The 21,935-nt window shown below is 58.6% G+C and carries 22 protein-coding genes and 1 pseudogene; 6 read left to right on the top strand and 17 right to left on the bottom strand.

What is annotated here, in order from left to right; translation table 11 throughout:
* Positions 1–69: 69 nt before the first annotated feature.
* From ispA to MOQ67_RS28225, 7 genes and pseudogenes are all read right to left on the bottom strand, one after another.
* On the bottom strand, positions 70–957 hold the full coding sequence (ispA, locus tag MOQ67_RS28255; protein WP_017849569.1) for a (2E,6E)-farnesyl diphosphate synthase: 888 nt from the start codon (positions 955–957) through the stop codon (positions 70–72).
* On the bottom strand, positions 954–1,196 hold the full coding sequence (locus MOQ67_RS28250; protein WP_003176346.1) for an exodeoxyribonuclease VII small subunit: 243 nt from the start codon (positions 1,194–1,196) through the stop codon (positions 954–956). Before MOQ67_RS28250 ends, ispA begins: the two co-directional genes overlap by 4 nt.
* 99 nt (positions 1,197–1,295) lie before the next feature.
* Positions 1,296–1,907 carry a helix-turn-helix transcriptional regulator gene (locus tag MOQ67_RS28245; protein ID WP_126589118.1) on the bottom strand — a complete coding sequence of 204 codons (612 nt, stop codon included), beginning with the start codon at positions 1,905–1,907 and terminating at the stop codon, positions 1,296–1,298.
* Between the two features lie 58 nt (positions 1,908–1,965).
* Positions 1,966–2,934, bottom strand: a complete 969-nt coding sequence (locus tag MOQ67_RS28240; RefSeq protein ID WP_102616997.1) for an ornithine cyclodeaminase — start codon at positions 2,932–2,934, stop codon at positions 1,966–1,968.
* A gap of 120 nt (positions 2,935–3,054) precedes the next feature.
* Positions 3,055–3,426 (bottom strand): MerR family transcriptional regulator, encoded by a 372-nt coding sequence (locus MOQ67_RS28235; RefSeq protein ID WP_057005484.1) that lies wholly within the window; start codon positions 3,424–3,426, stop codon positions 3,055–3,057.
* Positions 3,365–4,009 carry an NAD(P)H-dependent oxidoreductase gene (locus MOQ67_RS28230; RefSeq protein WP_104904372.1) on the bottom strand — a complete coding sequence of 215 codons (645 nt, stop codon included), beginning with the start codon at positions 4,007–4,009 and terminating at the stop codon, positions 3,365–3,367. Before MOQ67_RS28230 ends, MOQ67_RS28235 begins: the two co-directional genes overlap by 62 nt.
* A gap of 123 nt (positions 4,010–4,132) precedes the next feature.
* A pseudogene (locus tag MOQ67_RS28225) lies at positions 4,133–4,361 on the bottom strand (WYL domain-containing protein); the annotation flags it as partial.
* A 158-nt stretch (positions 4,362–4,519) separates the two neighbouring features.
* On the opposite strand from MOQ67_RS28225, the gene MOQ67_RS28220 reads away from it, so the two are divergent.
* The 4 genes from MOQ67_RS28220 (at position 4,520) to MOQ67_RS28205 (ending at position 9,212) form a co-directional block, all read left to right on the top strand.
* Positions 4,520–4,777 (top strand): hypothetical protein, encoded by a 258-nt coding sequence (locus MOQ67_RS28220; protein ID WP_017849563.1) that lies wholly within the window; start codon positions 4,520–4,522, stop codon positions 4,775–4,777.
* A 135-nt stretch (positions 4,778–4,912) separates the two neighbouring features.
* Complete coding sequence (locus tag MOQ67_RS28215) at positions 4,913–5,788, top strand: DUF745 domain-containing protein (RefSeq protein WP_046482516.1); 876 nt, start codon at positions 4,913–4,915, stop codon at positions 5,786–5,788.
* A 57-nt stretch (positions 5,789–5,845) separates the two neighbouring features.
* Positions 5,846–7,480: a GTPase gene (locus tag MOQ67_RS28210; protein WP_046482514.1), complete on the top strand. Its 1,635-nt coding sequence runs from the start codon at positions 5,846–5,848 to the stop codon at positions 7,478–7,480.
* Positions 7,467–9,212 carry a LeoA/HP0731 family dynamin-like GTPase gene (locus MOQ67_RS28205; protein ID WP_046482512.1) on the top strand — a complete coding sequence of 582 codons (1,746 nt, stop codon included), beginning with the start codon at positions 7,467–7,469 and terminating at the stop codon, positions 9,210–9,212. The genes MOQ67_RS28210 and MOQ67_RS28205 overlap by 14 nt, the downstream gene beginning before the upstream one ends.
* A gap of 51 nt (positions 9,213–9,263) precedes the next feature.
* Here the strand turns inward: MOQ67_RS28205 and ycaC are convergent, their stop codons facing one another.
* The gene (gene ycaC / locus MOQ67_RS28200; RefSeq protein ID WP_046482510.1) at positions 9,264–9,899 is read right to left on the bottom strand and encodes an isochorismate family cysteine hydrolase YcaC; all 636 of its coding nucleotides are present in this window, start codon (positions 9,897–9,899) and stop codon (positions 9,264–9,266) included.
* A gap of 453 nt (positions 9,900–10,352) precedes the next feature.
* Between ycaC and MOQ67_RS28195 the strand changes: the two genes are divergently transcribed.
* Both MOQ67_RS28195 and MOQ67_RS28190 read left to right on the top strand, forming a co-directional pair.
* A complete protein-coding gene (locus tag MOQ67_RS28195; protein WP_046482509.1) occupies positions 10,353–10,589 on the top strand; it encodes a DUF6124 family protein in 237 nt (78 codons plus the stop codon).
* A 562-nt stretch (positions 10,590–11,151) separates the two neighbouring features.
* Positions 11,152–11,886, top strand: coding sequence for a hypothetical protein (locus tag MOQ67_RS28190; RefSeq protein ID WP_104904373.1), 735 nt, complete (start codon positions 11,152–11,154; stop codon positions 11,884–11,886).
* 416 nt (positions 11,887–12,302) lie between these two features.
* On the opposite strand, the gene MOQ67_RS28185 is transcribed toward MOQ67_RS28190, so the two are convergent.
* From MOQ67_RS28185 to exaC, 9 genes are all read right to left on the bottom strand, one after another.
* Complete coding sequence (locus MOQ67_RS28185; protein ID WP_026140197.1) at positions 12,303–13,076, bottom strand: LexA family transcriptional regulator; 774 nt, start codon at positions 13,074–13,076, stop codon at positions 12,303–12,305.
* A gap of 213 nt (positions 13,077–13,289) precedes the next feature.
* A complete protein-coding gene (gene ppa, locus MOQ67_RS28180) occupies positions 13,290–13,817 on the bottom strand; it encodes an inorganic diphosphatase (RefSeq protein ID WP_003176323.1) in 528 nt (175 codons plus the stop codon).
* A gap of 107 nt (positions 13,818–13,924) precedes the next feature.
* A complete protein-coding gene (locus MOQ67_RS28175) occupies positions 13,925–14,740 on the bottom strand; it encodes a M90 family metallopeptidase (RefSeq protein ID WP_017848367.1) in 816 nt (271 codons plus the stop codon).
* A 6-nt stretch (positions 14,741–14,746) separates the two neighbouring features.
* A complete protein-coding gene (locus MOQ67_RS28170) occupies positions 14,747–15,403 on the bottom strand; it encodes a DedA family protein (RefSeq protein WP_017848366.1) in 657 nt (218 codons plus the stop codon).
* A 309-nt stretch (positions 15,404–15,712) separates the two neighbouring features.
* The gene (locus tag MOQ67_RS28165) at positions 15,713–16,171 is read right to left on the bottom strand and encodes a GNAT family N-acetyltransferase (RefSeq protein ID WP_017848365.1); all 459 of its coding nucleotides are present in this window, start codon (positions 16,169–16,171) and stop codon (positions 15,713–15,715) included.
* 92 nt (positions 16,172–16,263) lie between these two features.
* Positions 16,264–17,097 carry an ethanolamine ammonia-lyase subunit EutC gene (gene eutC, locus MOQ67_RS28160; RefSeq protein ID WP_017848364.1) on the bottom strand — a complete coding sequence of 278 codons (834 nt, stop codon included), beginning with the start codon at positions 17,095–17,097 and terminating at the stop codon, positions 16,264–16,266.
* The gene (locus tag MOQ67_RS28155) at positions 17,094–18,488 is read right to left on the bottom strand and encodes an ethanolamine ammonia-lyase subunit EutB (protein WP_017848363.1); all 1,395 of its coding nucleotides are present in this window, start codon (positions 18,486–18,488) and stop codon (positions 17,094–17,096) included. The genes eutC and MOQ67_RS28155 overlap by 4 nt, the downstream gene beginning before the upstream one ends.
* Before the next feature lie 63 nt (positions 18,489–18,551).
* Positions 18,552–19,985 carry an ethanolamine permease gene (eat, locus tag MOQ67_RS28150; RefSeq protein ID WP_017848362.1) on the bottom strand — a complete coding sequence of 478 codons (1,434 nt, stop codon included), beginning with the start codon at positions 19,983–19,985 and terminating at the stop codon, positions 18,552–18,554.
* A gap of 184 nt (positions 19,986–20,169) precedes the next feature.
* A complete protein-coding gene (gene exaC, locus MOQ67_RS28145; RefSeq protein WP_017848361.1) occupies positions 20,170–21,690 on the bottom strand; it encodes an acetaldehyde dehydrogenase ExaC in 1,521 nt (506 codons plus the stop codon).
* Positions 21,691–21,935: the final 245 nt, after the last annotated feature.

The raw sequence follows: 21,935 nt of genomic DNA, 5'->3' as shown, positions 1-21,935 counted from the left end.
TCAAGCATCGCAAACTGCCCACGCAGAGCACCGAACTTGACCGATATGTGGCTGTAATGGCCGCGGTTATCAGTGACGACGTTCGACGATGTACCGCGCCAGGTCTCGCAGGGGCTCGGCTGCTGCGTCGAAAGGTCGCAGGGCGGCCAGGGCCTGGTCGCGCAGTTCCAGGGCATAGGCCTTGGCGGCATCCAGCCCGAGCAGCGCAGGATAAGTCGGTTTGTCCCGTGCGATATCGGCGCCCTGACGTTTGCCCAGGGTGGCGGTGTCACTTTCTACGTCGAGAATGTCGTCCTGCACCTGGAACGCCAGGCCGATGGCCCCGGAGTAAACCTGCAAAGCCGCCAATTGCGCGGCTTCGGCACGCCCACTGGCCAGTGCGCCCAGGTGGACGGCGGCTTCGATCAGGGCGCCGGTCTTGTGCCGATGCATGTGTTCGAGGGCCTGTTGATCGAGCTTCTGGCCCACCGAGCCGAGATCGATGGCCTGGCCACCGACCATCCCGGCGGGGCCTGCGGCGACCGCCAGGGTGGTGACCATGCGCAAGCGGATCTCGGCATTCACGCTGCTCAAACTCGGGTCGAGCAATGCGCTGAACGCCAGGCTTTGCAGGCCATCGCCGGCGAGGATCGCGCAGGCTTCGTCAAAGGCTTTATGGGTGGTCGGCTGGCCGCGACGCAGGTCATCGTCGTCCATCGCCGGCAAATCGTCATGCACCAGGGAATAGGCGTGAATCAACTCCACCGCGCAGGCCGCGCCGTTGGCCTGTTCGGCAGGCGCGCCGAGGGCTTCGCATGCCGCATAGGCCAGCAACGGGCGCACCCGCTTGCCGCCATTCATCACGCTGTAGCGCATGGCCTCGTAGAGCCGTTTCATTTCCGGGCTTGGCGCAACAAACAAGGGCTCCAGCGCCGCATTGACCCGGGCTTGGCTACTGGCCTGATACGCGTCGATCATTCGGGCTGTTCCGCATCGAAAGGTTCTTCGGCCAACTCCCCGTCGCGTTCGAGCAACACCTGGACCTTCTGCTCCGCCTGCGCCAACGCGCTCTGGCAGTCGCGGGTCAGGCCGATGCCTTGTTCAAACGCCGTCAGCGAGTCTTCCAGCGACAACTCGCCGTTCTCCAGACGCTCGACCAGGGTTTGCAGGTCGGCGAGGGATTGTTCGAAATCGAGTGCAACTTTTTTGCGGGCCATGGCGGCTATTCCGGTAGACGGTAAACCGGCGCGACACTAGCAGACATGGGGGATGGGGGCAAATGAACGGGGCGACTGAGCCGATTGCGCGGTCGCCTGTTACTGCGCCGCCGCGGCGCGCAAATAGTTATACACACTGGCCCGGGAAATCTTGAAGTAGTCGCCGACGTAGTCGACAAAGTTACGCACATCCAGCAAGCCGTGTTCCCGCGCCTGCACCAGCACCTGGATGATTTCGCCACGGCCGAAATCGGCGGGTTTCAAATGATTTTCGGCGGCGAGGGTTTCGATGATCTCATTGAGTTTTTCCCGCCAATCGCCGCTGAACAGCGATTCTGGGCGCCCCTGGGACTGCTGGCCTACGGCAAAGCCGCTGATCAGTTTCTGCACTTGGGCCAGGGCGGTCACATCGAAGTTCAGGCACAGCAAGGCGCAGGGTTCACCGTTGGCGGCACGGGCGACGAGGGAGATCGAACGCAACTGACGGCTGTTGATCCCGGTCTTTTCATACGGCCCGACGGTGTCGGGTCCGGCAGCCAACTCAGCCAGGTCAGTGATCAGCGATTCATCCCCGACCTGACGTCGGGAAAAGCCATTGGCGATGTGGGCAATACGCCCGGTGTGCAGGTCGTGTACCACGGCTTCCAGGTCCGGATAGAGCAGGGCGGCGATGCCGTCGGCGGTTGCCTTGATGAATGCGATATCGACCATGGGTTAACCGGGCACTGGAAAAAGGAACGGTGATTGTACGCAGGCGTCCGAACAGTTGTCAGTCCACGGCCTGCATGCGCTGCACCGCGAGGGTCGCCAGTGCGATGTCCTGAGCGGCCAGGCCGGTCAGGTCGGCGATGGTCAGGTCATCGTCGCGGAAACGCCCGCGTGCCTTACCGGCCAGCACATGGCCGAGGGAAACGTCGGCCTGGTCGCTGATCAAATGGGCCCGTACTGCGTGGCTCATTTCGCCATGGTCCAGGCATTGGGCCCGGTCATCGGTCATGAGCACCCGTGCCCTCTGCAGCAGCAACGGGTCCAGTTCCTGTTTGCCTGGGCTGTCTGCGCCCAGGGCGACAATATGAGTGCCTTTACGCACCACGTCGGCCGGTACGATTGCCTGGGTCGACGGCGTGCAGGTAATCACCAGATTGCACTGTGCGAAAACAGCCTCAACGCTGTCGGCTGCTTGGGCTTTCAACCCAGCTTGCTGCAGCGCGTTGGCGAGGTGTTGTGCCCGCTCGGGAGCGCGTCCCCAGATCACCACACGCTCGATTCCGAGCAGTTCGCAGGCCCAGCGCGCCTGCAGTTGCGCCTGATGCCCGCTGCCGAGAATGCCTAACGCGCTCACCCGTGCGGGCGCCCCGGCCCGTGCGGCCAAGGCACCGGCGGCGGCAGTGCGGCAACTGGTCAGCCAGCCTTCGTCGTTGAGGATGGCGCGGGTCTTGCCGGTGTGAGAATCGAACACCAGCACCAGGCCATTATTGGTCTCCAGGCCGCGGGAAGGATTCTCATAAAAGCCCATGGCCAGCTTGACCACAAACACCGAACCGTCTTTCGCGTAGCCGGACTTGATATGACAGTCCCCCGGCGGGTTTTCAAACAACAACACCCCCGGCGGCGGGGCCACGATGCGGCCGTCGGCGTGACTGATCAATGCCTGTTCCACCGCGTGCAGCATGTCTTGGCGCGACAGCGTGGCGCGCAATGCACTGAGTTCGTAAACCGCCAGTGGCACCGCGCTCATCACGCACGCTCCTGCAGGGGAACGCAGGTTTTAAGCTTGAAGTCCGAGAGTGTGGTCATGGCGCGCTCCTGAATATCAACGGGACGAAAGCGCGACACTAACCTGTTTTGTATTTATTGTCTAATTTGTACTTATAGTGCAATTCTGGTTTGAGTGTTTAAGCATCGCGTCAAACTCGACCAGCCCGGCCTGCATCTTCTGCAGTGCCGCCATCTGCAGCGCCAGCTCCTCCTGCTTGCGGGCAATCGCCTGGCTCGCGCGCGCCCAGGGCAGCGCGTCGCCCTGGTGCCCGTGCAAAATGGCCTGTAACTCCTTGAGCTTGAAACCCAGTTGCTGAGCACACTTGATCAACATCAGCAGCTCGACACTCTGCGCCGAATAGACCCGATACCGCCCCGCTCTCTGCGGGCTGGGAAGCAGGCCGATCGCTTCATAGTGACGAATCGCCTTGATGGTCGTGCCCGACAGTTGCGCCGCTTTGCCGATGAACATGAAAACGCCCTTTTCCAAATAATCCGCCGGCCCGCGTCAGCCAACGAGCGCGTTGCGCGGGCGTGGAACCCAGCACCGGCCCGAGCAACAAGGTCTTGGTCACCGTTATGCCGCAAAACGCCAGCGTCGTCTTGCGCATCTGATGAATACCCGGCATGCGGTAGAACCAGCGGTAATACCATGGCGGCGTATCGAGCGTCACCAGCAAGTGTGCGGTTCGGCCATGCAGCAGCTTGTCGGGAAATGCCTTGCCTGCACGGTACTTGAAGGCGAAGCCGGGTAGGAAAACTCTATCGATAAAGCCCTTCATCAACGCCGGAATACCACCCCACCAAATCGGCAAGACAAACGCCAAATGGGTGGCCCACAGGATATCTGCCTGGGCACCGAGCAAATCGGCTTCCAGGGCTTGAATGTCGGTGTAACCGTGATGCAGCACCGGGTCGAAAGTCAGCGTGCCCAGCCGTAGGACGCGTACTTCATGGTCGGCGTTTTTGGCCGATTGGATGTAGGTGTCCGCCAGTGCCGAACAGAAACTGGTGCTGGAGGGATGGCCGAGGATGACCAGAATGCGCTGAGCCATGGGGATGAGTCCTGAAACGGGGTTGCAGGGTAGGGGCTGCCGTATAGGGGAGAGTCAAGGGCAATAGCACGATGCGGCTTGCCCCACGTTTTGCCCCGTTACTCATAAAACCCCGGTCTCAAGTGCTTGAGATTCGTCACCGATGAACAGCGGCTGGAACGTTTTGCTTGGCACGTAGCCGGTTATTTTTTTTGTCATGTGTAAGGTTTTGAGGCGCATGTTCGGTGATGTGCATATTGATGTCGTTGGCGGCCTGCCGGCTTTTGCTACCAACGCTCTGGATCAAGTGCCCCGTGGTCTGCCGGCCCTCCTGCCGGGCGACAATCTCGATCAAGCAGTGGCGAAGTGCCAGGTCTCAGCAAACCTGTTCAATGCAATGCATGGGTTCCATCCCCTCGTGACGTGTGCGAATACTTTACCTGTATAAGTCTACATTCTAGACCTGTCGTCTATTGCTACATATCGTGTGGCTGTCGTTTAAACAAATTGGGTATACGCAAGGAAGTACGCATGACTATGGCAGAAGCAGTGTCGACAGGGGCATTGGTAGTGTTGGGGAGCATCCTGCTGGTGCTCCTGCTGCAATACTTGAGGCTGCGTGAACTCTGGAAAATGGCGCTTACCTGCCGCCGGAACGCGCGCTGGGGGCGGATCTATGAGGCTGAGAACCGGGAGTTGCGTTCTGCGCTGCGCGCTGAGAAGGCGCATATCAAGCAGTTGCAGACGAAGGTGGGGATTTTGCAGGGGGTGATTGCGCAGGAAGAGTAGGCTGGGAACGTCTTAGCCGGACCGCCGCTAATTGGATCTTGCAGTGTACTGCCGATCAACTTGACACCGATGATGGCAAAATGCAACTTAGCCACCTGAAGCGTAGTACACCTGGATACATTATTAAGGGACGATATGAGTAAGGCTCAGGATTTCTCCAAGCTGTATGCGCGTGTGGCGAGTGATATCGCCACTGCACTGGAAGACGTTTCCAGGCTTGATGTCAGTAACGACAAGGGCAATGCCCACCTCGCCAGCGTTAAAGAAAAACTCGGCGAAATGAAGTTGCGGTTCGACTCCGAGATTACCTATCTCGAGAAACATGCCGAGTGGGACAACTTCACCATCGCCTTCTTCGGCGAAACAAACGCTGGGAAAAGCACGATCATTGAAAGCCTGCGCATTCTGTTTGAAGAAAAGAAACGCCAGGCGCTGATCAAAAGAAACCAGGCCACCGTCAGTGATATCCAGGCGGTGTTCTCGGAGAAAAGCGACGCGCTTATTGACGAACTCAGTACGCGTTATGTCAGCTTCTGCGAAGACGTTGCCGCGCTGGGGGACGACATTGGCGCCCTGGTCAACCAGACCCAGCGCGACCTGTTAAGCACCCGCCAGCAACTCGAGCATACCCAGCAGGATTACACCTTCTGCAAAGAGCGGCTTAATCATGCCCAGAGCGATTTGGATAACACGCGCCAAGCGCTGCAAGGCACCGAAACGCGCCTGAGTGAAAGCCAGAGCATGCTGGGCCAGGTCCGGGGTGAACTGCAACAGGTTGGTCAGCAGTTACAAGGCGCACGCAGCGACTGCCAGCGCAGTCAGCAGCAACTGACGGAGCAAAGTGCTCAGTTGCAAGCCAGCCAATCGCAATTGCTCGAAAGTCAGCGCCAGGCTGAGGTTGCGCGCATTGCTTCAGAGCGGCGTGCAACAGTGAAACTGGTGATCGGTCTGGCCGTGGGTTTGGCGTTCGGTGTCATCGCGGGAGTCTTGGGTTACGCCCAATTGCTTTAAGGTCGGCGTCTTTTTGCCCGGCACTTATTTCTCATTCGTCGACTCCCGGACACCACCATGCGCGAACAACATTCCTTGAGCGAGTTGGTCAGCGACAGGCTGCCGACCCTGCTGAAACAGCAGAAAGAACTGGAGCGCCTGCAGCGCTGTGCCGAACAGATCGACGGTGAAATCGTCGGGACTGGTCGTGCGGATTTCACCCAGGATAATGTGATCTACGAGTTCAACCATCAGGGCAAGAGCTTCCACCTGATCGACGTTCCCGGTATCGAGGGTAACGAAAGCAAGTATGAAAAGATGGTCCAGGCGGCTATCGCCAAGGCCCACCTGGTGTTTTACGTCAACGGTACCAACAAGAAACCGGAGGCCGAGACGGCCCAAAAGATCAAACACTACCTCAACCGTGACGCCAAGGTTTACGCCATCTGCAACCTGCGCGGCAAGGCGGACTCCTATGAGTTCGACACCGATCGCGAGTCGCTGGAGCGTACCCACAAGGACGCACTCGCAACCCGCCAGCAGACCCGCGAGGTGCTCGAAGACATTCTCGGCGCCGAATTGGTCAGTGGTTGCCAGAGTCTGCAAGGGTTGCTCGGCCTGACCGGCGTAGCATTTGATGAGCGCGGCCTGACCAGTATCCACCCCAGCCGTACTGACCTGCTGAAGTCGCAACGAGCCTATCAGCAGGACTTCTCCAGCCGCCAAGCTATGCGCAGTTTCAGCCAGTTGGACCAGTTGCACGAAGTCATCGGCCAGGCGTGCGCCAACTTTGAGGTTGATATCGTTGAAAGCAACAAGCGCAAAGTGCTGCGTTTGCTGCAAGACACCGTGAATGATCTGAAGAAACAACGGGATGAGCACCAGGCATTTTCCGACAAGATCAGTGCGGAAATCCTAGAGTGTCAGAAATCCATTCGGCTCAGTTTTGAAGAGCTGAAAACCAGCTTCACCAAACGCCGCAGCAATGCCCTCGGTATTTTTTTCAATGACCTGAGTAGTGCCGCACGTGCAGCGGTCGAAGAGCACTTCAGTGATAAGGATGAAGTAGAGCGGGTGATCCAGGTACACGTCAGTGCGGGCCAAGAACAGCTTGCCAAACGTCTGGAAGAGAGCCAGGAAGAGGTTCTGCAGCAACTGTCACAAAATATTGAGCGGGCACTCAAGCGTCTGCAAGAGAACGCGGAGCGGGTTAGTTTTCAACAACGCTTGAACACCGCGGCCAGTAGTTCAATTTCGCTATCCAGCGCGATGGATGCAATCGACTTCAACTTTTCCGACTTCGGCGGCTTCCTACTGAGTATCGGAGGGTATGCCGCGAGTGGTTTCACGATCGGTACGTTCTTCTTCCCTGGGGTGGGTAACATCATTGGCGCCGTGATCGGCGGTGTCGTCGGAATCCTTGCCGCAGGGTTGAGTTACCTCTTCGGCGGACGCAACAAGAAGATCGCCGAAGCACAAGCCAATATCACCGAAGCCATCAAGAAAGAACGCGTTGCGAGCGAAAAGACGTTCGAACGGGATACCCAGGCCATGCTGGAGCAAATCAAGACCCAGATTGAAGGCTCAACCCTGAGCCCGCTGGATGATGAGCGCCGCAAAATGGCTGACGTCGGTGCCTTGTTCGACGAAAAAATTGCCTCTATCCAGGCGTTGAAAAATCAAGTGGAAGCTAAGCCCCATGGAACAATTTAAGCAGTTCAACGCCAGCAAGACCGAGGTGATTCACTCGCTCGACAACCTCCAGAACCTGGTAGGTGAGCTGGAGAAACTGGGGTTGGACGTGGCCCAGGATATCGACAAGATCAAAAAAGCCATTGGTGATGTCCAGGCCGATACGCTGCGCATCGCCCTGCTGGGCGCGTTCTCCGATGGCAAGACCAGTGTAGTTGCCGGCTGGTTGGGCCAGGTGATGAAGGACATGAAGATCGACACAAACGAGTCTTCGGACGCGCTCGCGATCTACCGGCCCGAAAACCTGCAAGACCGCTGCGAAATCGTCGATACCCCCGGTCTTTTTGGTGACAAGGAAAAAACCGCGGAAAACGGTGCTCTGATCCAGTACGGCGACATCACCAAGAACTACATCTCCGAAGCACATCTGATTTTCTACGTGGTCGATGCGACGAACCCACTCAAGGAAAGCCACCAGGACATCGTCCGCTGGGTATTGCGTGACCTCAATAAATTGAGCTCGACGATCTTCATCATTAATAAGATGGATGAAGTGGCCGACCTGCGCGACGCTGAAGAATTTCAGCAGCAAAGCACCATCAAGAAGACCAACCTACTCGACAAACTACAGCGTTTTGTTGACCTGACACCCGCCGAGCGCAAAGCTGTCAACGTGGTCTGCGTCGCGTCCAACCCCAACAGTCGTGGTCTGGAGTTTTGGCTGGAACAAAAGGATCTGTATGACCAGCGTTCGCGGATCAACGAGCTTAAACGAGTGACCCAACACGTTCTTGACGGCAGCGGGCGTGAAACCCTGATCAAGAAAACCGGAATCGATGTGGTCCGTGATGTGCTGGGCAAAAAAATCAGTGTCGCCAAGGATGAACTGATCAGGTTCGAACTTCTTGCTGCCAACCAGCGTCGTGACTCGGCACGTATTCAGGAAGATATTGACGAAGGCAAACGCAAGGTCCTGGCCACCGTCGGTAATCTTTACCAGGAGCTCAGTAACCTGGAAAAAGATCTGCTCAACAGCATTCGCACCTTGCCGCGTGATCAGGTTCATGCCTTTCTTGAAGCGGAAATCGGCTTCACCAAGAACGACATCGGAGAGAAGTTGCGATTCCGCATCGACCTCCTGTTCAGCACTGCATTCAACCAGTCCTCGACCATCATGAATGGCATCAGTGCCAGCATCGAACATCAGTTGGACTGCTCGTCGGACTTTGCCGACAGCATCACTGCATCGGCCTTATCTGCCTCTAGCAGGGCGTTGAGTGCTGTCTCGAAGATCCCGGTCGAAAGCATTAAGAACGGCGTGTTCCTTGCCCGTGAAACCCTCAAGAACCTCACCGGATATGTCTACAAGTTCAAACCCTGGGAAGCCACCAAACTGGCCGCCAACATCAGCCGCTGGGCGGGGCCCATCGGCGCGGGCATCCAGGTACTGACCGACGTCATCAGCGTTGCCCAGCAGCAGCGCGCGGAAACCGAACTCAAACAACTGCAGAATGACCTTGCCGAAGTGGTCAAGAGCCACTTCGCTGAACCCATGAAACTGCTCAAAGACCACGACAAGGTGATGGAAATCTTTGCACCGCAGATCAAGGGGTTCGAGAAGATTCTAGTGGAACAAGAAGGCAACCTTGAGCATTTGCGCAAACGTCAAGCGCAACTGACAGAGGTGGAAACGCACCTGAGCCAAGCGTTTGGTTCAAGTGAGGTGATTGAAGGGGAGTATCGGGTGATTTGACGACATGAGCCAGGCCAGCGGTGCTGGTCAGGCTTGTCCTGACAGGCGGCCTTACTGAGCCTGCTGCGCCGTCAGCGCCGCATAACCATTCATCAAGTTGCGATAGTTCGGAATACGCTGGGACAACAGATTGCCCAGGCCTTCGATATCGTTGCGCCAGTCGCGATGCAGCTCACACGCCACCGAAAACCAGTTCATCATCTGCGCACCGGCCTGCGTCATCCGGCTCCACGCCGCCTGTTGCACCGTGGTATTGAAGGTGCCCGACGCATCCGTCACCACAAATACATCAAACCCCTCCGCCAGCGCCGATAACGTCGGGAACGCCACGCACACGTCCGTCACCACACCGGCAATGATGATCTGCTTACGCCCGGTGGCCTTGATCGCCTTGACGAAATCTTCGTTGTCCCACGCATTGATCTGGCCAGGGCGAGCGATGTACGGCGCGTCCGGGAACATCTCCTTCAACTCCGGCACCAGCGGGCCGTTAGGGCCTTGCTCGAAGCTAGTGGTGAGGATCGTCGGCAGGTTGAAGAACTTGGCCAGGTCCGCCAGGGCCAGCACGTTGTTCTTGAACTCGTTGGGCGAGAAGTCCTGCACCAGGGAGATCAGACCGGTCTGGTGGTCGACCAGCAGGACTACGGCGTCGTCTTTGTTCAAGCGGTTGTAGGTTGGCGTGCTCATGGTTGAATCCTTTTTTGTTTAAGTGGGTTGGGCGTTGCGTTCAACATGGGCACAGATTAATGGGTGGGACGTGAGGGATAAATCGGCTGGGAGGCGTCTTACTGTCAACTTGGAAAGGACAATGGATTTGAACGGCCAGCAGTCTCGATCCCTTTCATTTGCAGGACGTTTCCTAGAGAATCCCAGCCGCTTGCGCCAGCGAAATTCCGTGACTAGGCTGCGGTCCGTCACTGCAAATTCAGTGATCGGGTTTAGTCGCCCGGACTTCGCTAGGCGCACGCGCCATCCCAAAGACAGGTGTCTTCTCACCTGCACTTTATGGTGGCTGTGCGCAGGGCACCTCCGGGTGCGCCGGTGCCTAGCGGCCGGTCGACTAACCTGTGCACAGCCGCCACCTCTGCTCGTTTAGTCGCGAAAGGACGGTGGTATTCACTTACTGCTAGGAGTTTTGCTATGGATAACGTTGTTTCGGATTCACCGTCATCGCCTGCGGCCAACCCCTTTACTGTCAATGAAGAACTGAGCTTCGAGGATGCCTGGGTGCGCGTGGCTGAGTTGCTGCAATGTGCGGTGGCCACATCGCAGGAGCTCGGGGAGCCGCTGGCTGCGCCGCAGAGGGCGGTGATGCATTTGGTGGAGATGGCGAAGCTGGTGGCGGATCGGGCGGTGGAGTGTTTGAAGCCTAGGTAACGCGACTTGAGAGGCGGGCAGGGCGATATGCGGCCCGCTATTGGCGGAGGGTTTGGTAAACGATGGGTATTTGGATTTTGCTGACGGCAGGCATTAAAAAAACCAGTCTGTGGTTAGCTATTTATCGATCTATGTTTTTGAAAAAAGCAATGACTTAGATGTTTTTAAAAACGCTAAGATCCCCATTTACTCCTCCACTTTTTACAATTCTCACTTGGTTTTTTTTCAGCAAAAGCCCGGCTTTTTTTGATTATTTTGTTCTTTGTTTTTCCCGCTTTTGCGTTGAGTGGCCGACGGAAAAATTATCGAGAAGCCCCTTCCCTTTGAAAGTATGTCGTCTGGTCTCGTATGTCAGTAGGGAAGGTCGGCACCTAGGTGCTTTGATTTTTTCATCACTTTCTGGTGGTCAAGTAATTATCGAATATGACACAAACAGCGCCTGTCTATCTGGTGGGGGCGCGGCATTAGAACTTCAAGAAAGCCAAGCTCCGGTCGATAGCTCTGATTAGGCACCTGTCACATTTTCCAGTGCCTCTTTCTCCAGCGTAAAACAAGGACTCTCATGCGCACGCAAGTCATTATTGAGGACCACGTACTGCCTCAGCTCCTTACCTCAGCCATTGAAGCGTATGAGGTCTCCCACAAAGCTCATGAACGAGGTCGAGTAAACAAGAAACTGGAAACCTTTGGCCTGCTGTGGGGTTACGCATTACCGGTGCGAGAGAATGTACCTGCTCGACTGGTAGCTGCGGTTGCGACCGTGGAAACCTCTGCGTTACGACATGCCGAATGGGTCAAGCCCGATCTTGAGTCCATCAAGATGAAGCGAGATTTTTTTGCCGAGTACTGGCCGCAACTGGAACTAATTGGAACCTTCCACTCGCACCCATATGAGGATTTATCCGAAGTCAATGACTGCAAGGGCTGGCGAGCCTCCGATGCAGACAAATCCTTCTGGCCTTCCTTCCATGAAACGGTCTGCCCAGACATTGATGAACTGGCGCATCTGGTAATTGCAATCACCGCGTTGGGGCGTAAAGGCAGCGCAATGCCCGACCGGCTGCCTGGTGGGGAGTACACCTCTGGTTATGTCGTCAGCGCTGACAAGCGCAAACTGTGGATCAAGGGTTACACCTCGGCGCTCTATGAGGGAATTGCCGATGAAGATCATGAAGATCTGGAATTTGAGGACGAGATCCTGGAAGTCCGATCTTACGATGTCTGGGAAGACGAAGATGTGCTGTTGGAGATTCCGTCCCTAGAAGCACGCTTCCGGCACGAACTGCTACGTAAGTAAGGCTTGCGAAGCCTTCATGGCGCTATTGGCAGGGAAGGAGAGGTTGATTGATGGCTGAAGACGAGTCTACTCTCGGTCAACGCCCTTCCTTTAGACAAACGATACTGTAGTGGTGAAATCGTATCGAGCACCATCGGACAGGGGGAGTGTCTGAAACGTCGATGATCGCTAGGCAGGATTCTCGGGAGAGATAGGATTATTTCGGTGTCAATTAAAAAGCCGGCTTGTGGCCGGCTTCTCGGGGACCGCCTCAGCTTGTTTTTGACAAACCTCACCAGCCTTCAAATCGCTCAGCCAACATCGCGTCTGGCTGAATAGTCAGGGCATCCGCGGGCGTTTTTCCGCATCGCCTGGCAGGGTGAATGGCCTAAAACCAGCCCCTGCCAAATGTGCGGCGCATGATACCCACATTCACCTCAGTTGCCCACCTCCGTATCCGATTTAGAGCCTTCCCAGCCCAGCAGGTGTTCATCCAGCGGCACGGGTGGGCGGCGGTTGTTGAGGGTGGACCACCAGAACACCCAGCCGACAATCTGGAAGTTCTGTTCGAAGCGTTGATCGAAGGTCAGGTATTCGTCGGGGTGTTCGCCGGCGTTGTGGCTGCGCATGCGCAGGCCGCCGCCGGGGCGGTTGTAGAGGTATTTGATGCGCAGCATGTCGTCGTGTTCGACGGCGTAGATTTCGCCGTCGACGATTTGGGTGCGGCCGCGGTCGATGGCGAGGGTGGCGCCTTGTTGGATGATGTCGACCATGCTGTTATCGACCATGTAGGCGCCGAGGGCGCGGTCGGGGTTTACGTTTAAGGTCTCGAGGGTGTGACGGGAGAGGCGGATACGTTCGGTTGAGGTGAAGGACGGATGGAGGGCGATCTCCACATCGATTGTTTCCGGGGAACGGGCGGGGCCTGTGAGGTATTTGCCGCTTTCTTCGCGGGTGGGCAATGCTTTCCTTGCATCTTGAGCGTCCAACAGGAAGTTGGCCGGTGGGTGTTTAGGGCCTACACCGGCGTGCAGCCAGCGGCTGGAGACGCACAGCAGTTCTGCGATTTCGTTGAGTCGGCCCATGGGAACACCGCGTTTGAACCAGTTGTTCACGTGCTGAGGCGTGACGCCGCGGTTCTTGGCGAAGTCGGAAGCGGAAAGATGAACTTCCCGTAATAGCGCTTTTAAGCGATCACCTGATGTATTCATAAACGCTGAGTTTACTGGCCGGGAAAATAGATCAAATAAACTATGCGTTCAATTGCCGGTGTAGGTTTTTACTTAGTTGTAGCCTGATCTTTCGTTGGTGCTGCTTAGTTCAACATAGAGTGTTAATAATTGAACTTGGTGTTTAAATTTTTCCACAAAAAAAGCCCCGAATGATCGGGGCTTTTTGATTGCCGCAGCAATGAGGAGCCGGTATCAGCCTTTGTAGGCGGCGACCGACTTCATGATCTCGGCGCGGGCGGCGTCTGCGTTGCCCCAACCGTCGATCTTCACCCATTTGCCTTTTTCGAGGTCTTTGTAGTTCTCGAAGAAGTGCTTGATCTGTTCCAGCAGCAGTGGCGGCAGATCGGTGTATTCCTTCACGTCCACGTACAGCTGGGACAGCTTGTCGTGGGGCACTGCGATGACTTTGGCATCGCCGCCGCCGTCGTCGGTCATGTTCAGGATGCCGACTGGACGCGCGCGGATAACCGAGCCTGGAGTAACCGGGTAAGGGGTTACGACCAGCACGTCGAGGGGGTCGCCGTCGTCAGCCAGGGTGTTGGGGATGAAACCGTAGTTGGCCGGGTAGAACATCGGGGTGGCCATGAACCGGTCAACGAACAGGCAGTCGCTGTCTTTGTCGATTTCGTATTTGATCGGCGCGTGGTTGGCCGGAATCTCGATGGCGACGTAGATGTCGTTCGGCAGGTCTTTGCCAGCCGGAATCTTGCTGTAGCTCATTGGGCGTTGCCCCCGTAGTTGGCCATGTACATGGCCGGATTGGCCTAAAAGTGGCGGCGATTATAGGCATATTCTGACGCCGATGCCATGCACCAGACGTCGTACAGTCATTCGCCTTGTGGCTGATAACGCGGGTCGTGCGCTTGCAGCTGCGCGAGGCGGGCCAGAGGGTCCTGGCGGTAAAAATGACTGAGTTGGGCGTACACCTGTGGATAACTTTCCACCAATAAATCTGGCGCGCTGAAAAAATATTCGCTGGTGACCGCGAAAAATTCCGCCGGGTTTTCGGCGGCGTAGGGGTCGATGGCGGTTTCGGCGTCGGGGTTGGCGTCCAACTGGCGGTTAAGCTCATCGTAGGCGCCTTGCATCACGCGGGCCCAGTCTTGCACGCGCATGTCGTGGTGCAGGGGCGGCAGGCCGTTGGCGTCGCCGTTGAGCATGTCGAGCTTGTGCGCCAGTTCGTGGATCACCAGGTTGTAGCCTTCCCAGTTGCCGCTGGCCAGCACGCCGGGCCAGGCGAGGATCACCGGGCCTTGTTGCCAGGCTTCGCCGCTGTGCTCGCCGTCCCACTCGTGCTCGACGCCACTGGCATCGCGATGACGTTGCGGGCTGAGGAAGTCGTCGGGGTACAGCACGATCTCGTGGAAGCCCTGATACCAGTCGAGATCGCCGAGGTTCATCAGTGGCAGTTGCGCCTGGGCGGCGAGCAGCAGGCGTTGTTCCTGGTGCAGCTCGACGCCGGGCAGGGCGGTGAGGTGTTTTTCGGCGAGAAACACCACGCAGGCTTCGCGCAGCCACTGGTCTTGCTCGGCGCTGATGCCGTCGAGGAAGGTCAGGTGCTCGCGCACCCGCTGCCAGGTGTCATCGGCAATCGGGTGCCTGGCCAACAGGCGCCGGCGACGCCAGGCGCTGAGGGACCACATCGCAGGTTACTGCGACTTGGCTTCGGTGGACGTGCGACCAAAGCGGCTGCGGAACACGCTGATGATCATCGGCACCAGCGACAGCAGGATGATGAACACCACCAGCAGCGAGAGGTTTTTCTTGATGAACGGCACGTTGCCGAAGAAGTAGCCCAGGGTTACCAGGCCGCCGACCCAGAAGACGGTGCCCAGCACGCTGAAGCCGAAGAAGCGCGGGTAGGGCATTTTCGCGATACCGGCAACGAACGGTGCAAAGGTGCGCAGGATCGGCAGGAAGCGCGCCAGGGTCACGGTTTTGCCGCCGTGCTTGTCGTAGAAATCGTGGGTTTTTTGCAGGTAGTCGCGGCGGAAGATTTTCGAGTTCGGGTTGCTGAACAAGCGTTCGCCGGCTGTTCGCCCGATCACGTAGTTGGTGCTGTCGCCGAGGATCGCCGCCAACATCAATAGACCGGCGAGCAAGACCGGGTCCATGCCGCCACCCGCCGCCACCGCGCCGGCAATGAACAGTAATGAATCACCCGGCAGGAACGGCATGACCACCAGGCCGGTTTCGCAAAAGATTACAAGGAACAGAATGGCGTAGATCCACAGACCGTAATTTTTTACCAGCAGGTCGAGGTAGACGTCGAGATGCAGGATAAGGTCAAGCGGGTTGAAATCCATGGATGGCACCTGTGTGAATGGCCCGACTCAGCAGGCCTGTGCGGAGGCTCGGGTAATAAGGCTACAAGTATTTGTCGCGCTTCTTACAATCCTGAAAGGTCGGCATTATACGGATTGAGAAGTGAAAAGAGTGTGTGGGTTTTGTAGCGGGTGATGTCATGGCACTCGGCTCCCAGAGCACCACAGAACCAAATGTGGGAGGGGGCTTGCCCCCGATCGGGTCGTGCCAGTTATAAATAGTCTGACTGGTCCACGGCTATCGGGAGCAAGCTCCTCCCACAGGGACTTTGGGGGGGCTTGGGGATGGGGTCAGTCTTCGCTGATCGGCAACACGTAGTTCTTGAACTCGCTGTCTTCGCGAAAACCCATCGACTCATACGTCTTCTGCGCCACGTTATTGTTGCTGCTGGTCGACACCCGCAGCCGCACCGCATGGGTTTCCTTGGCCATCTTCTTCGCCGCGCGCATCAGGTTGTCCGCCACCAGTTGCCGGCGCGCGTCTTCGGCGACGTAGATGTCGTTGAGGATCCACACCCGTTTGAGCGACAACGAAGAAAAGCTCGGGTACAGCTGACAGAACCCGAGCAAGCGCTTGTCGTCGTCATCGGCCAGGGCCAGGTAGATCACCGATTCCTTGCGGCGCAGGCGTTTTTCCAGGAACGCCCGCGAAGAGTCCGGGAACGGCAGCGCCCCGTAGAACTCGCGGTATTTGACGAATAACGGGGTCAACAGGTCCAGGTGTTCCAGGGTCGCTTGAGTGATCCGCATGCCAGGCCTCAACTTCCAGATGGTATATGACCACGCGAGCGGCCGTGACTCGATGCTGCCTAAAGACGCGAAAAAGCGCAATCGTGCGGGGATCAGTCGGTGGGCGGGCTGAGCAGGAAATTGCCTTTCACCAAGTCCGGGTCATCTGACTCGATGGTCTGAACCTGCGCCTCATCCTTGAGGTTGACCCCCGACAACTGCCGGCGGCAGGCCTCGCGCATCAAGTACAGCAGGCGGTGGGCTGCCATGCCATAACTCAAACCCTCCAGGCGCACGTTGGAGATGCAGTTGCGGTACGCATCGGTGAGGCCAACCTTGGGGTTGTAGGTGAAATACAGGCCCAGGCTGTCCGGCGAACTGAGCCCCGGTCGTTCACCGATGAGGATCACCACCATCTTGGCGCCGAGTAGCTGGCCAATCTCATCGGCCACCGCGACGCGGCCCTGTTCCACCAGGATCACCGGTGACAAGGACCAGCCTTCGGCGTGGGTCTGTTCCTCCATGCGCGTGAGAAACGGCAACGTGTGTTTATGTACCGCCAGCGCCGACAGACCATCGGCCACCACCACGGCCAGGTCGATGCCGCCCGGGTTGGCCGCCGCATGGTCGCGCAGCGCCTGGGCCGACTCATCGCTCAGACGCCGCCCCAGGTCCGGGCGTTGCAGGTAGCTGTGGCGGTCGACGGCGGCGCTGTGCAGCAACAGGCTGTCACGCCCGCGTTCGGCGAGCTGAGTGCTGAGGCCGACGTGGTCGAAGGGCAGGTGGACCGCGTCCCGCGCCTGGGCGTGGGCAAATTGGAAGTCCAACTGTGCGCTGGTGGGGATGCTGGTGCCAGTACGGCCCAGGGCGATGCGCGCCGGGGTCAGGCGACGCAGTTCCAGCCACGGGTTTTCGGGTAAGTCTGGTTGCACGGGCGGCTCCTTCATCCCAATTGCGCCAAGGCATGGCGAAATGCCGGTGGCAGGCTGTTGCCGAAGCGCACTTTGCCGTCGGCTTGCGTGAAAATGCCCATGTTCGCCAGCCACTGTTCAAACTCCGGCGCCGGCTTTAGACCCAATGTCTGGCGGGCGTACAGGGCGTCGTGGAACGAGGTGGTCTGGTAGTTGAGCATGATGTCGTCGGAACCGGGAATGCCCATGATGAAGTTGATCCCGGCCACGCCCAGCAGGGTCAGCAGGGTGTCCATGTCGTCCTGGTCGGCTTCGGCGTGGTTGGTGTAGCAGATGTCGCAACCCATCGGCACCCCCAGCAGCTTGCCGCAGAAGTGGTCTTCGAGGCCGGCGCGGATGATCTGTTTGCCGTTGTACAGGTACTCGGGGCCGATAAAACCGACCACGGTGTTCACCAGAAACGGCTTGAAGTGCCGGGCCACGGCATAGGCGCGGGTTTCACAGGTTTGCTGGTCGACGCCGAAGTGTGCGTTGGCCGACAAGGCGCTGCCCTGGCCGGTTTCGAAATACATCAGGTTCTGCCCGAGGGTGCCACGGTTCAGGCTCAGGCCTGCTTCGTAGCCTTCCTGCAGCACGCTCAGGCTGATGCCGAAACTGGCGTTGGCCGCCTCGGTGCCGGCGATCGACTGGAACACCAGGTCCAGCGGCACGCCACGGTTGATGGCTTCGATGGAGGTGGTGACGTGGGTCAGCACGCAGGCCTGGGTGGGGATTTCGTAACGCTGGATGATCGCGTCGAGCATCTCCAGCATGGCGCAGATCGAGGCGATGCTGTCGGTGGCCGGGTTGATGCCGATCATGGCGTCGCCGTTGCCGTACAACAGGCCGTCGAGAATGCTCGCCGCGATGCCCGCCGGTTCGTCGGTGGGGTGGTTGGGTTGCAGGCGGGTCGACAAGCGGCCGCGCAGGCCCATGGTGCCGCGAAACCGGGTGACCACGCGGATCTTCTGCGCGACCAGCACCAGGTCTTGCACGCGCATGATCTTCGACACGGCGGCGGCCATTTCTGGTGTCAGCCCTGGCGCCAAGGCGCGTAGGGATTGTTCATCGGCTGCGTCACTGAGCAGCCAGTCGCGCAGGCCGCCGACGGTCAGGTGGCTGACGGCGGTAAACGCCTGTTTATCGTGGGTGTCGATGATCAGTCGGGTGACTTCGTCGCTTTCATAGGGAATCAGCGCCTCTTGCAGGAAGTGCTTCAGCGGGATATTCGCCAAGGCCATTTGCGCCGCCACCCGCTCGCCATCGTTCTGTGCGGCGACGCCGGCGAGGAAGTCGCCTGAACGGGCGGGGCTGGCCTTGGCCATCACGTCCTTGAGGCTGTCGAAGCGGTAGGTCGATGCACCCACCGCGTGGGAAAAACTTGCCATACAGTGTCTCCTTGATGACGCGGGCGAATATGGGTAAGGCGCCCGCGTCGAGGTTTACGGCAGTCAGTGCAAGGCGGCCTCTGCGGCCTGGATCGCCGCGAACTCTTCTTCCGGCGTGCCTGCTACCAAGTGATGCCGGCTGTAGAAAGCAAAGTAAGCAATTAATACTCCATAGATGATTGCAGCGCCAATCACCACTCGCGGGTCGACCAGAAAGCCCGCCACCACGGCCACGCAGGCCAATACCAGGGCCACGCCGGAGGTAAAGATGCCGCCCGGCGTGCGGTACGGGCGATCCATTTTGGGGCGACGGATGCGCAGCGTGATGTGCGCGGCCATCATCAGCACGTAGGAAATGGTCGCGCCAAACACCGCCACCAGAATCAGCAGGTCGCCCTGGCCGGTCAGCGACAGGCCGAAACCGATAATGCCGGGGATCACCAGCGCCAGGACCGGCGCCTTGCTTTTGTTGGTCTGGGACAGTTTGCGCGGCAGGTAGCCGGCGCGGGACAACGCGAAGATCTGCCGCGAATAGGCGTAGATAATCGAGAAAAAGCTGGCGATCAAGCCCGCCAGGCCGACCAGGTTGACGAAGCTGCCCATCCACGTCGAGCCGCCGTAAGACAGCGCCAACGCTTCAACCAGCGGGTTGCCGGACTTGATCAGCGCGTAGGTGCCGGCGCCGCCCGGTGCAATCACCAGGATCAGCAGGGCAAAACTGGTCAGCACCACAATGGCGCCGATCAGGCCGCGAGGCAGGTCGCGCTTCGGGTTCTTGGTTTCTTCGGCGGCCAACGGTACGCCTTCGACCGCCAGGAAGAACCAGATCGCATAGGGAATCGCTGCCCACACGCCGACGTAGCCGAATGGCAGGAAGGTGCTGGCGCCCTTGGCGTCGGTCACCGGGATGTCGAGCAGGTTGGCGACGTTGAAGTGCGGCACCATCGACACCAGGAACACGCCCAGTGCAATGGCGGCGACGGCGGTGATGACAAACATCAGCTTCAAGGCTTCACCCACGCCAAAGATATGGATGCCGATGAAGATGATGTAGAACGCCAGGTAAATCATCCAGCCGCCGATGCCGAACAACGACTCGCAATAGGCGCCGATGAACACCGCGATGGCGGCGGGGGCGATGGCGTATTCGATCAGGATCGCGGTGCCCGTCAGGAACCCGCCCCAAGGGCCAAAGGCGCTACGGGCAAAACCGTAGCCACCGCCGGCAGTAGGGATCATGGAAGACAGTTCGGCCAGGGAAAAGCACATGCACAGGTACATGGTGGCCATCAGCAATGTGGCGAGGAACATGCCGCCCCAGCCACCCTGGGCCAGGCCGAAGTTCCAGCCGGCGTAGTCGCCGGAGATCACGTAGGCAACGCCAAGGCCGACCAGCAGCACCCAGCCGGCGGCGCCTTTTTTCAGTTCGCGTTGTTGGAAGTATTGGGAATCGACTTTTTCGAAGTCGACGGAGGATCCAGTGGGTTCGCTAGGCATGGGAAAGTACCTTTCATTCTTATTGTTTTGGTCCCGACAAGTTGTCGCCGGGTAATGTAGGAGCGAGCTTGCTCGCGAAAAACTTCAGAGCACCGCGCAGAGCCAGGCTATCCGCGTAATCGTTGAGGTTCTTCGCGAGCAAGCTCGCTCCTACGGGGGCGGTTATCGCCCCGGCGGTGTTGGGTTAGAAGAAGCCCAATGGATTGATGTCGTAGCTCACCAGCAGGTTCTTGGTCTGCTGGTAGTGATCCAACATCATCTTGTGGGTTTCACGACCGACGCCGGACTTCTTGTAACCGCCAAACGCGGCATGTGCCGGGTACAGGTGGTAGCAGTTGGTCCACACGCGGCCCGCCTTGATCGCCCGGCCCATGCGGTAGGCGCGGTTGATGTCGCGGGTCCACAGGCCGGCGCCGAGGCCGAACTCGGTGTCGTTGGCGATCGCCAGGGCTTCGGCTTCATCCTTGAAGGTGGTGATGCTCACCACCGGGCCGAAAATTTCTTCCTGGAACACCCGCATCTTGTTGGTGCCCTTGAGCAGGGTCGGCTGGATGTAATAGCCGGTGGCCAGATCACCTGTCAGCTTCTCGACCTTGCCGCCGGCCAGCAACTCGGCGCCTTCGCCCTTGGCGATTTCCAGGTACGACAGGATCTTGTCGAACTGCTGCTCGGACGCCTGGGCGCCGACCATGGTGTCGGTGTCCAGCGGGTCGCCACGCTTGATCGACGCGACCTTCTTCATCACCACTTTCATGAAGTCGTCGTAGATCGACTCTTCCACCAGCGCGCGGGATGGGCAGGTACACACTTCGCCCTGGTTGAAGAACGCCAGCACCAAGCCTTCGGCGGCTTTCTCGATGAATTGCGGTTCGGCTTTCATGATGTCGGCGAAGAAGATGTTCGGCGACTTGCCACCCAGTTCAACGGTGGACGGAATGATGTTCTCGGCGGCGCAATGCATGATGTGCGCGCCCACCGGGGTAGAGCCGGTGAAGGCGATCTTGGCGATGCGCTTGCTGGTGGCCAGGGCTTCGCCGGCTTCTTTGCCGAAACCGTGTACCACGTTCAGCACGCCCGGCGGCAGCAGGTCGCCGATGACTTCCATCAGCACGTTGATGCCCAGCGGGGTTTGCTCGGCCGGCTTGAGCACCACGCAGTTGCCGGCGGCCAGGGCCGGGGCGAGTTTCCAGGCGGCCATCAGCAGCGGGAAGTTCCACGGGATGATCTGGCCGACCACGCCCAGGGGCTCATGGAAGTGATAAGCGGCGGTGTGTTCGTTGATTTCGGCGCTGCTGCCTTCCTGGGCGCGGATGCAACCGGCGAAGTAGCGGAAGTGGTCGGCGGCCAGCGGGATGTCGGCGTTGAGGGTTTCCCGCACGGCCTTGCCATTGTCCCAGGTTTCGGTGATGGCCAGCAGTTCGAGGTTCTGTTCGATGCGGTCGGCGATCTTCAGCAGCACCAGCGAGCGGTCCTGGGCAGAGGTTTTGCCCCAGGCGTCGGCGGCGGCATGCGCGGCGTCCAGCGCCTTGTCGATGTCTTTGGCGGTGGAACGCGGGAATTCGGCGATGGGCTTGCCGTTGACCGGGGAAGTGTTGGTGAAGTAGTTGCCATCGATCGGCGCCACGAATTCGCCGCCGATGTAGTTGCCGTACTTGGCCTTGAACGAAACGATGGCGCCTTCAGTACCGGGGTGTGCGTAACGCATGGTGGGTATCTCCTGGCTTTTTATGTTTATTGGAGTGCAGCGCGGCAAGCGCTTGATAAAGCGTAGAGCAAAGGTCGGGCCACTGCCTTGCAAGCCAGTTAAATCAGGGGGTTGGCGAGAGCCAAAAAGTGCGGCTGTGCCAGCCTTGGTACAGTCTGTGTGACAGTTTGTGCCATGCACGGTACAACCTGTGACCGGTGGGTCGGCGCGGGATTGCAATGGCCGGGTGGCTGGGGGATGCTGGA

The sequence above is a fragment of the Pseudomonas sp. LY-1 genome (assembly GCF_053502595.1).
This window is presented reverse-complemented; position numbering and strand designations above follow the sequence as displayed.

Excerpts from the sequence above, each read along its gene's own strand:
- MOQ67_RS28195 (WP_046482509.1), top strand. The coding sequence starts at position 10,353 with ATGGATAACGTTGTTTCGGATTCACCGTCATCGCCTGCGGCCAACCCC.
- exaC (WP_017848361.1), bottom strand. The coding sequence starts at position 21,690 with ATGCGTTACGCACACCCCGGTACTGAAGGCGCCATCGTTTCGTTCAAG.
- ispA (WP_017849569.1), bottom strand. The coding sequence starts at position 957 with ATGATCGACGCGTATCAGGCCAGTAGCCAAGCCCGGGTCAATGCGGCG.
- MOQ67_RS28235 (WP_057005484.1), bottom strand. The coding sequence starts at position 3,426 with ATGTTCATCGGCAAAGCGGCGCAACTGTCGGGCACGACCATCAAGGCG.
- MOQ67_RS28205 (WP_046482512.1), top strand. The coding sequence starts at position 7,467 with ATGGAACAATTTAAGCAGTTCAACGCCAGCAAGACCGAGGTGATTCAC.
- MOQ67_RS28210 (WP_046482514.1), top strand. The coding sequence starts at position 5,846 with ATGCGCGAACAACATTCCTTGAGCGAGTTGGTCAGCGACAGGCTGCCG.
- MOQ67_RS28175 (WP_017848367.1), bottom strand. The coding sequence starts at position 14,740 with ATGTGGTCCCTCAGCGCCTGGCGTCGCCGGCGCCTGTTGGCCAGGCAC.
- MOQ67_RS28170 (WP_017848366.1), bottom strand. The coding sequence starts at position 15,403 with ATGGATTTCAACCCGCTTGACCTTATCCTGCATCTCGACGTCTACCTC.
- ppa (WP_003176323.1), bottom strand. The coding sequence starts at position 13,817 with ATGAGCTACAGCAAGATTCCGGCTGGCAAAGACCTGCCGAACGACATC.
- MOQ67_RS28240 (WP_102616997.1), bottom strand. The coding sequence starts at position 2,934 with ATGAGCGCGGTGCCACTGGCGGTTTACGAACTCAGTGCATTGCGCGCC.
- eat (WP_017848362.1), bottom strand. The coding sequence starts at position 19,985 with ATGCCTAGCGAACCCACTGGATCCTCCGTCGACTTCGAAAAAGTCGAT.
- MOQ67_RS28155 (WP_017848363.1), bottom strand. The coding sequence starts at position 18,488 with ATGGCAAGTTTTTCCCACGCGGTGGGTGCATCGACCTACCGCTTCGAC.
- MOQ67_RS28230 (WP_104904372.1), bottom strand. The coding sequence starts at position 4,009 with ATGGCTCAGCGCATTCTGGTCATCCTCGGCCATCCCTCCAGCACCAGT.
- MOQ67_RS28220 (WP_017849563.1), top strand. The coding sequence starts at position 4,520 with ATGACTATGGCAGAAGCAGTGTCGACAGGGGCATTGGTAGTGTTGGGG.
- MOQ67_RS28250 (WP_003176346.1), bottom strand. The coding sequence starts at position 1,196 with ATGGCCCGCAAAAAAGTTGCACTCGATTTCGAACAATCCCTCGCCGAC.
- MOQ67_RS28245 (WP_126589118.1), bottom strand. The coding sequence starts at position 1,907 with ATGGTCGATATCGCATTCATCAAGGCAACCGCCGACGGCATCGCCGCC.
- MOQ67_RS28185 (WP_026140197.1), bottom strand. The coding sequence starts at position 13,076 with ATGAATACATCAGGTGATCGCTTAAAAGCGCTATTACGGGAAGTTCAT.
- ycaC (WP_046482510.1), bottom strand. The coding sequence starts at position 9,899 with ATGAGCACGCCAACCTACAACCGCTTGAACAAAGACGACGCCGTAGTC.
- eutC (WP_017848364.1), bottom strand. The coding sequence starts at position 17,097 with ATGAAGGAGCCGCCCGTGCAACCAGACTTACCCGAAAACCCGTGGCTG.
- MOQ67_RS28215 (WP_046482516.1), top strand. The coding sequence starts at position 4,913 with ATGAGTAAGGCTCAGGATTTCTCCAAGCTGTATGCGCGTGTGGCGAGT.
- MOQ67_RS28165 (WP_017848365.1), bottom strand. The coding sequence starts at position 16,171 with ATGCGGATCACTCAAGCGACCCTGGAACACCTGGACCTGTTGACCCCG.
- MOQ67_RS28190 (WP_104904373.1), top strand. The coding sequence starts at position 11,152 with ATGCGCACGCAAGTCATTATTGAGGACCACGTACTGCCTCAGCTCCTT.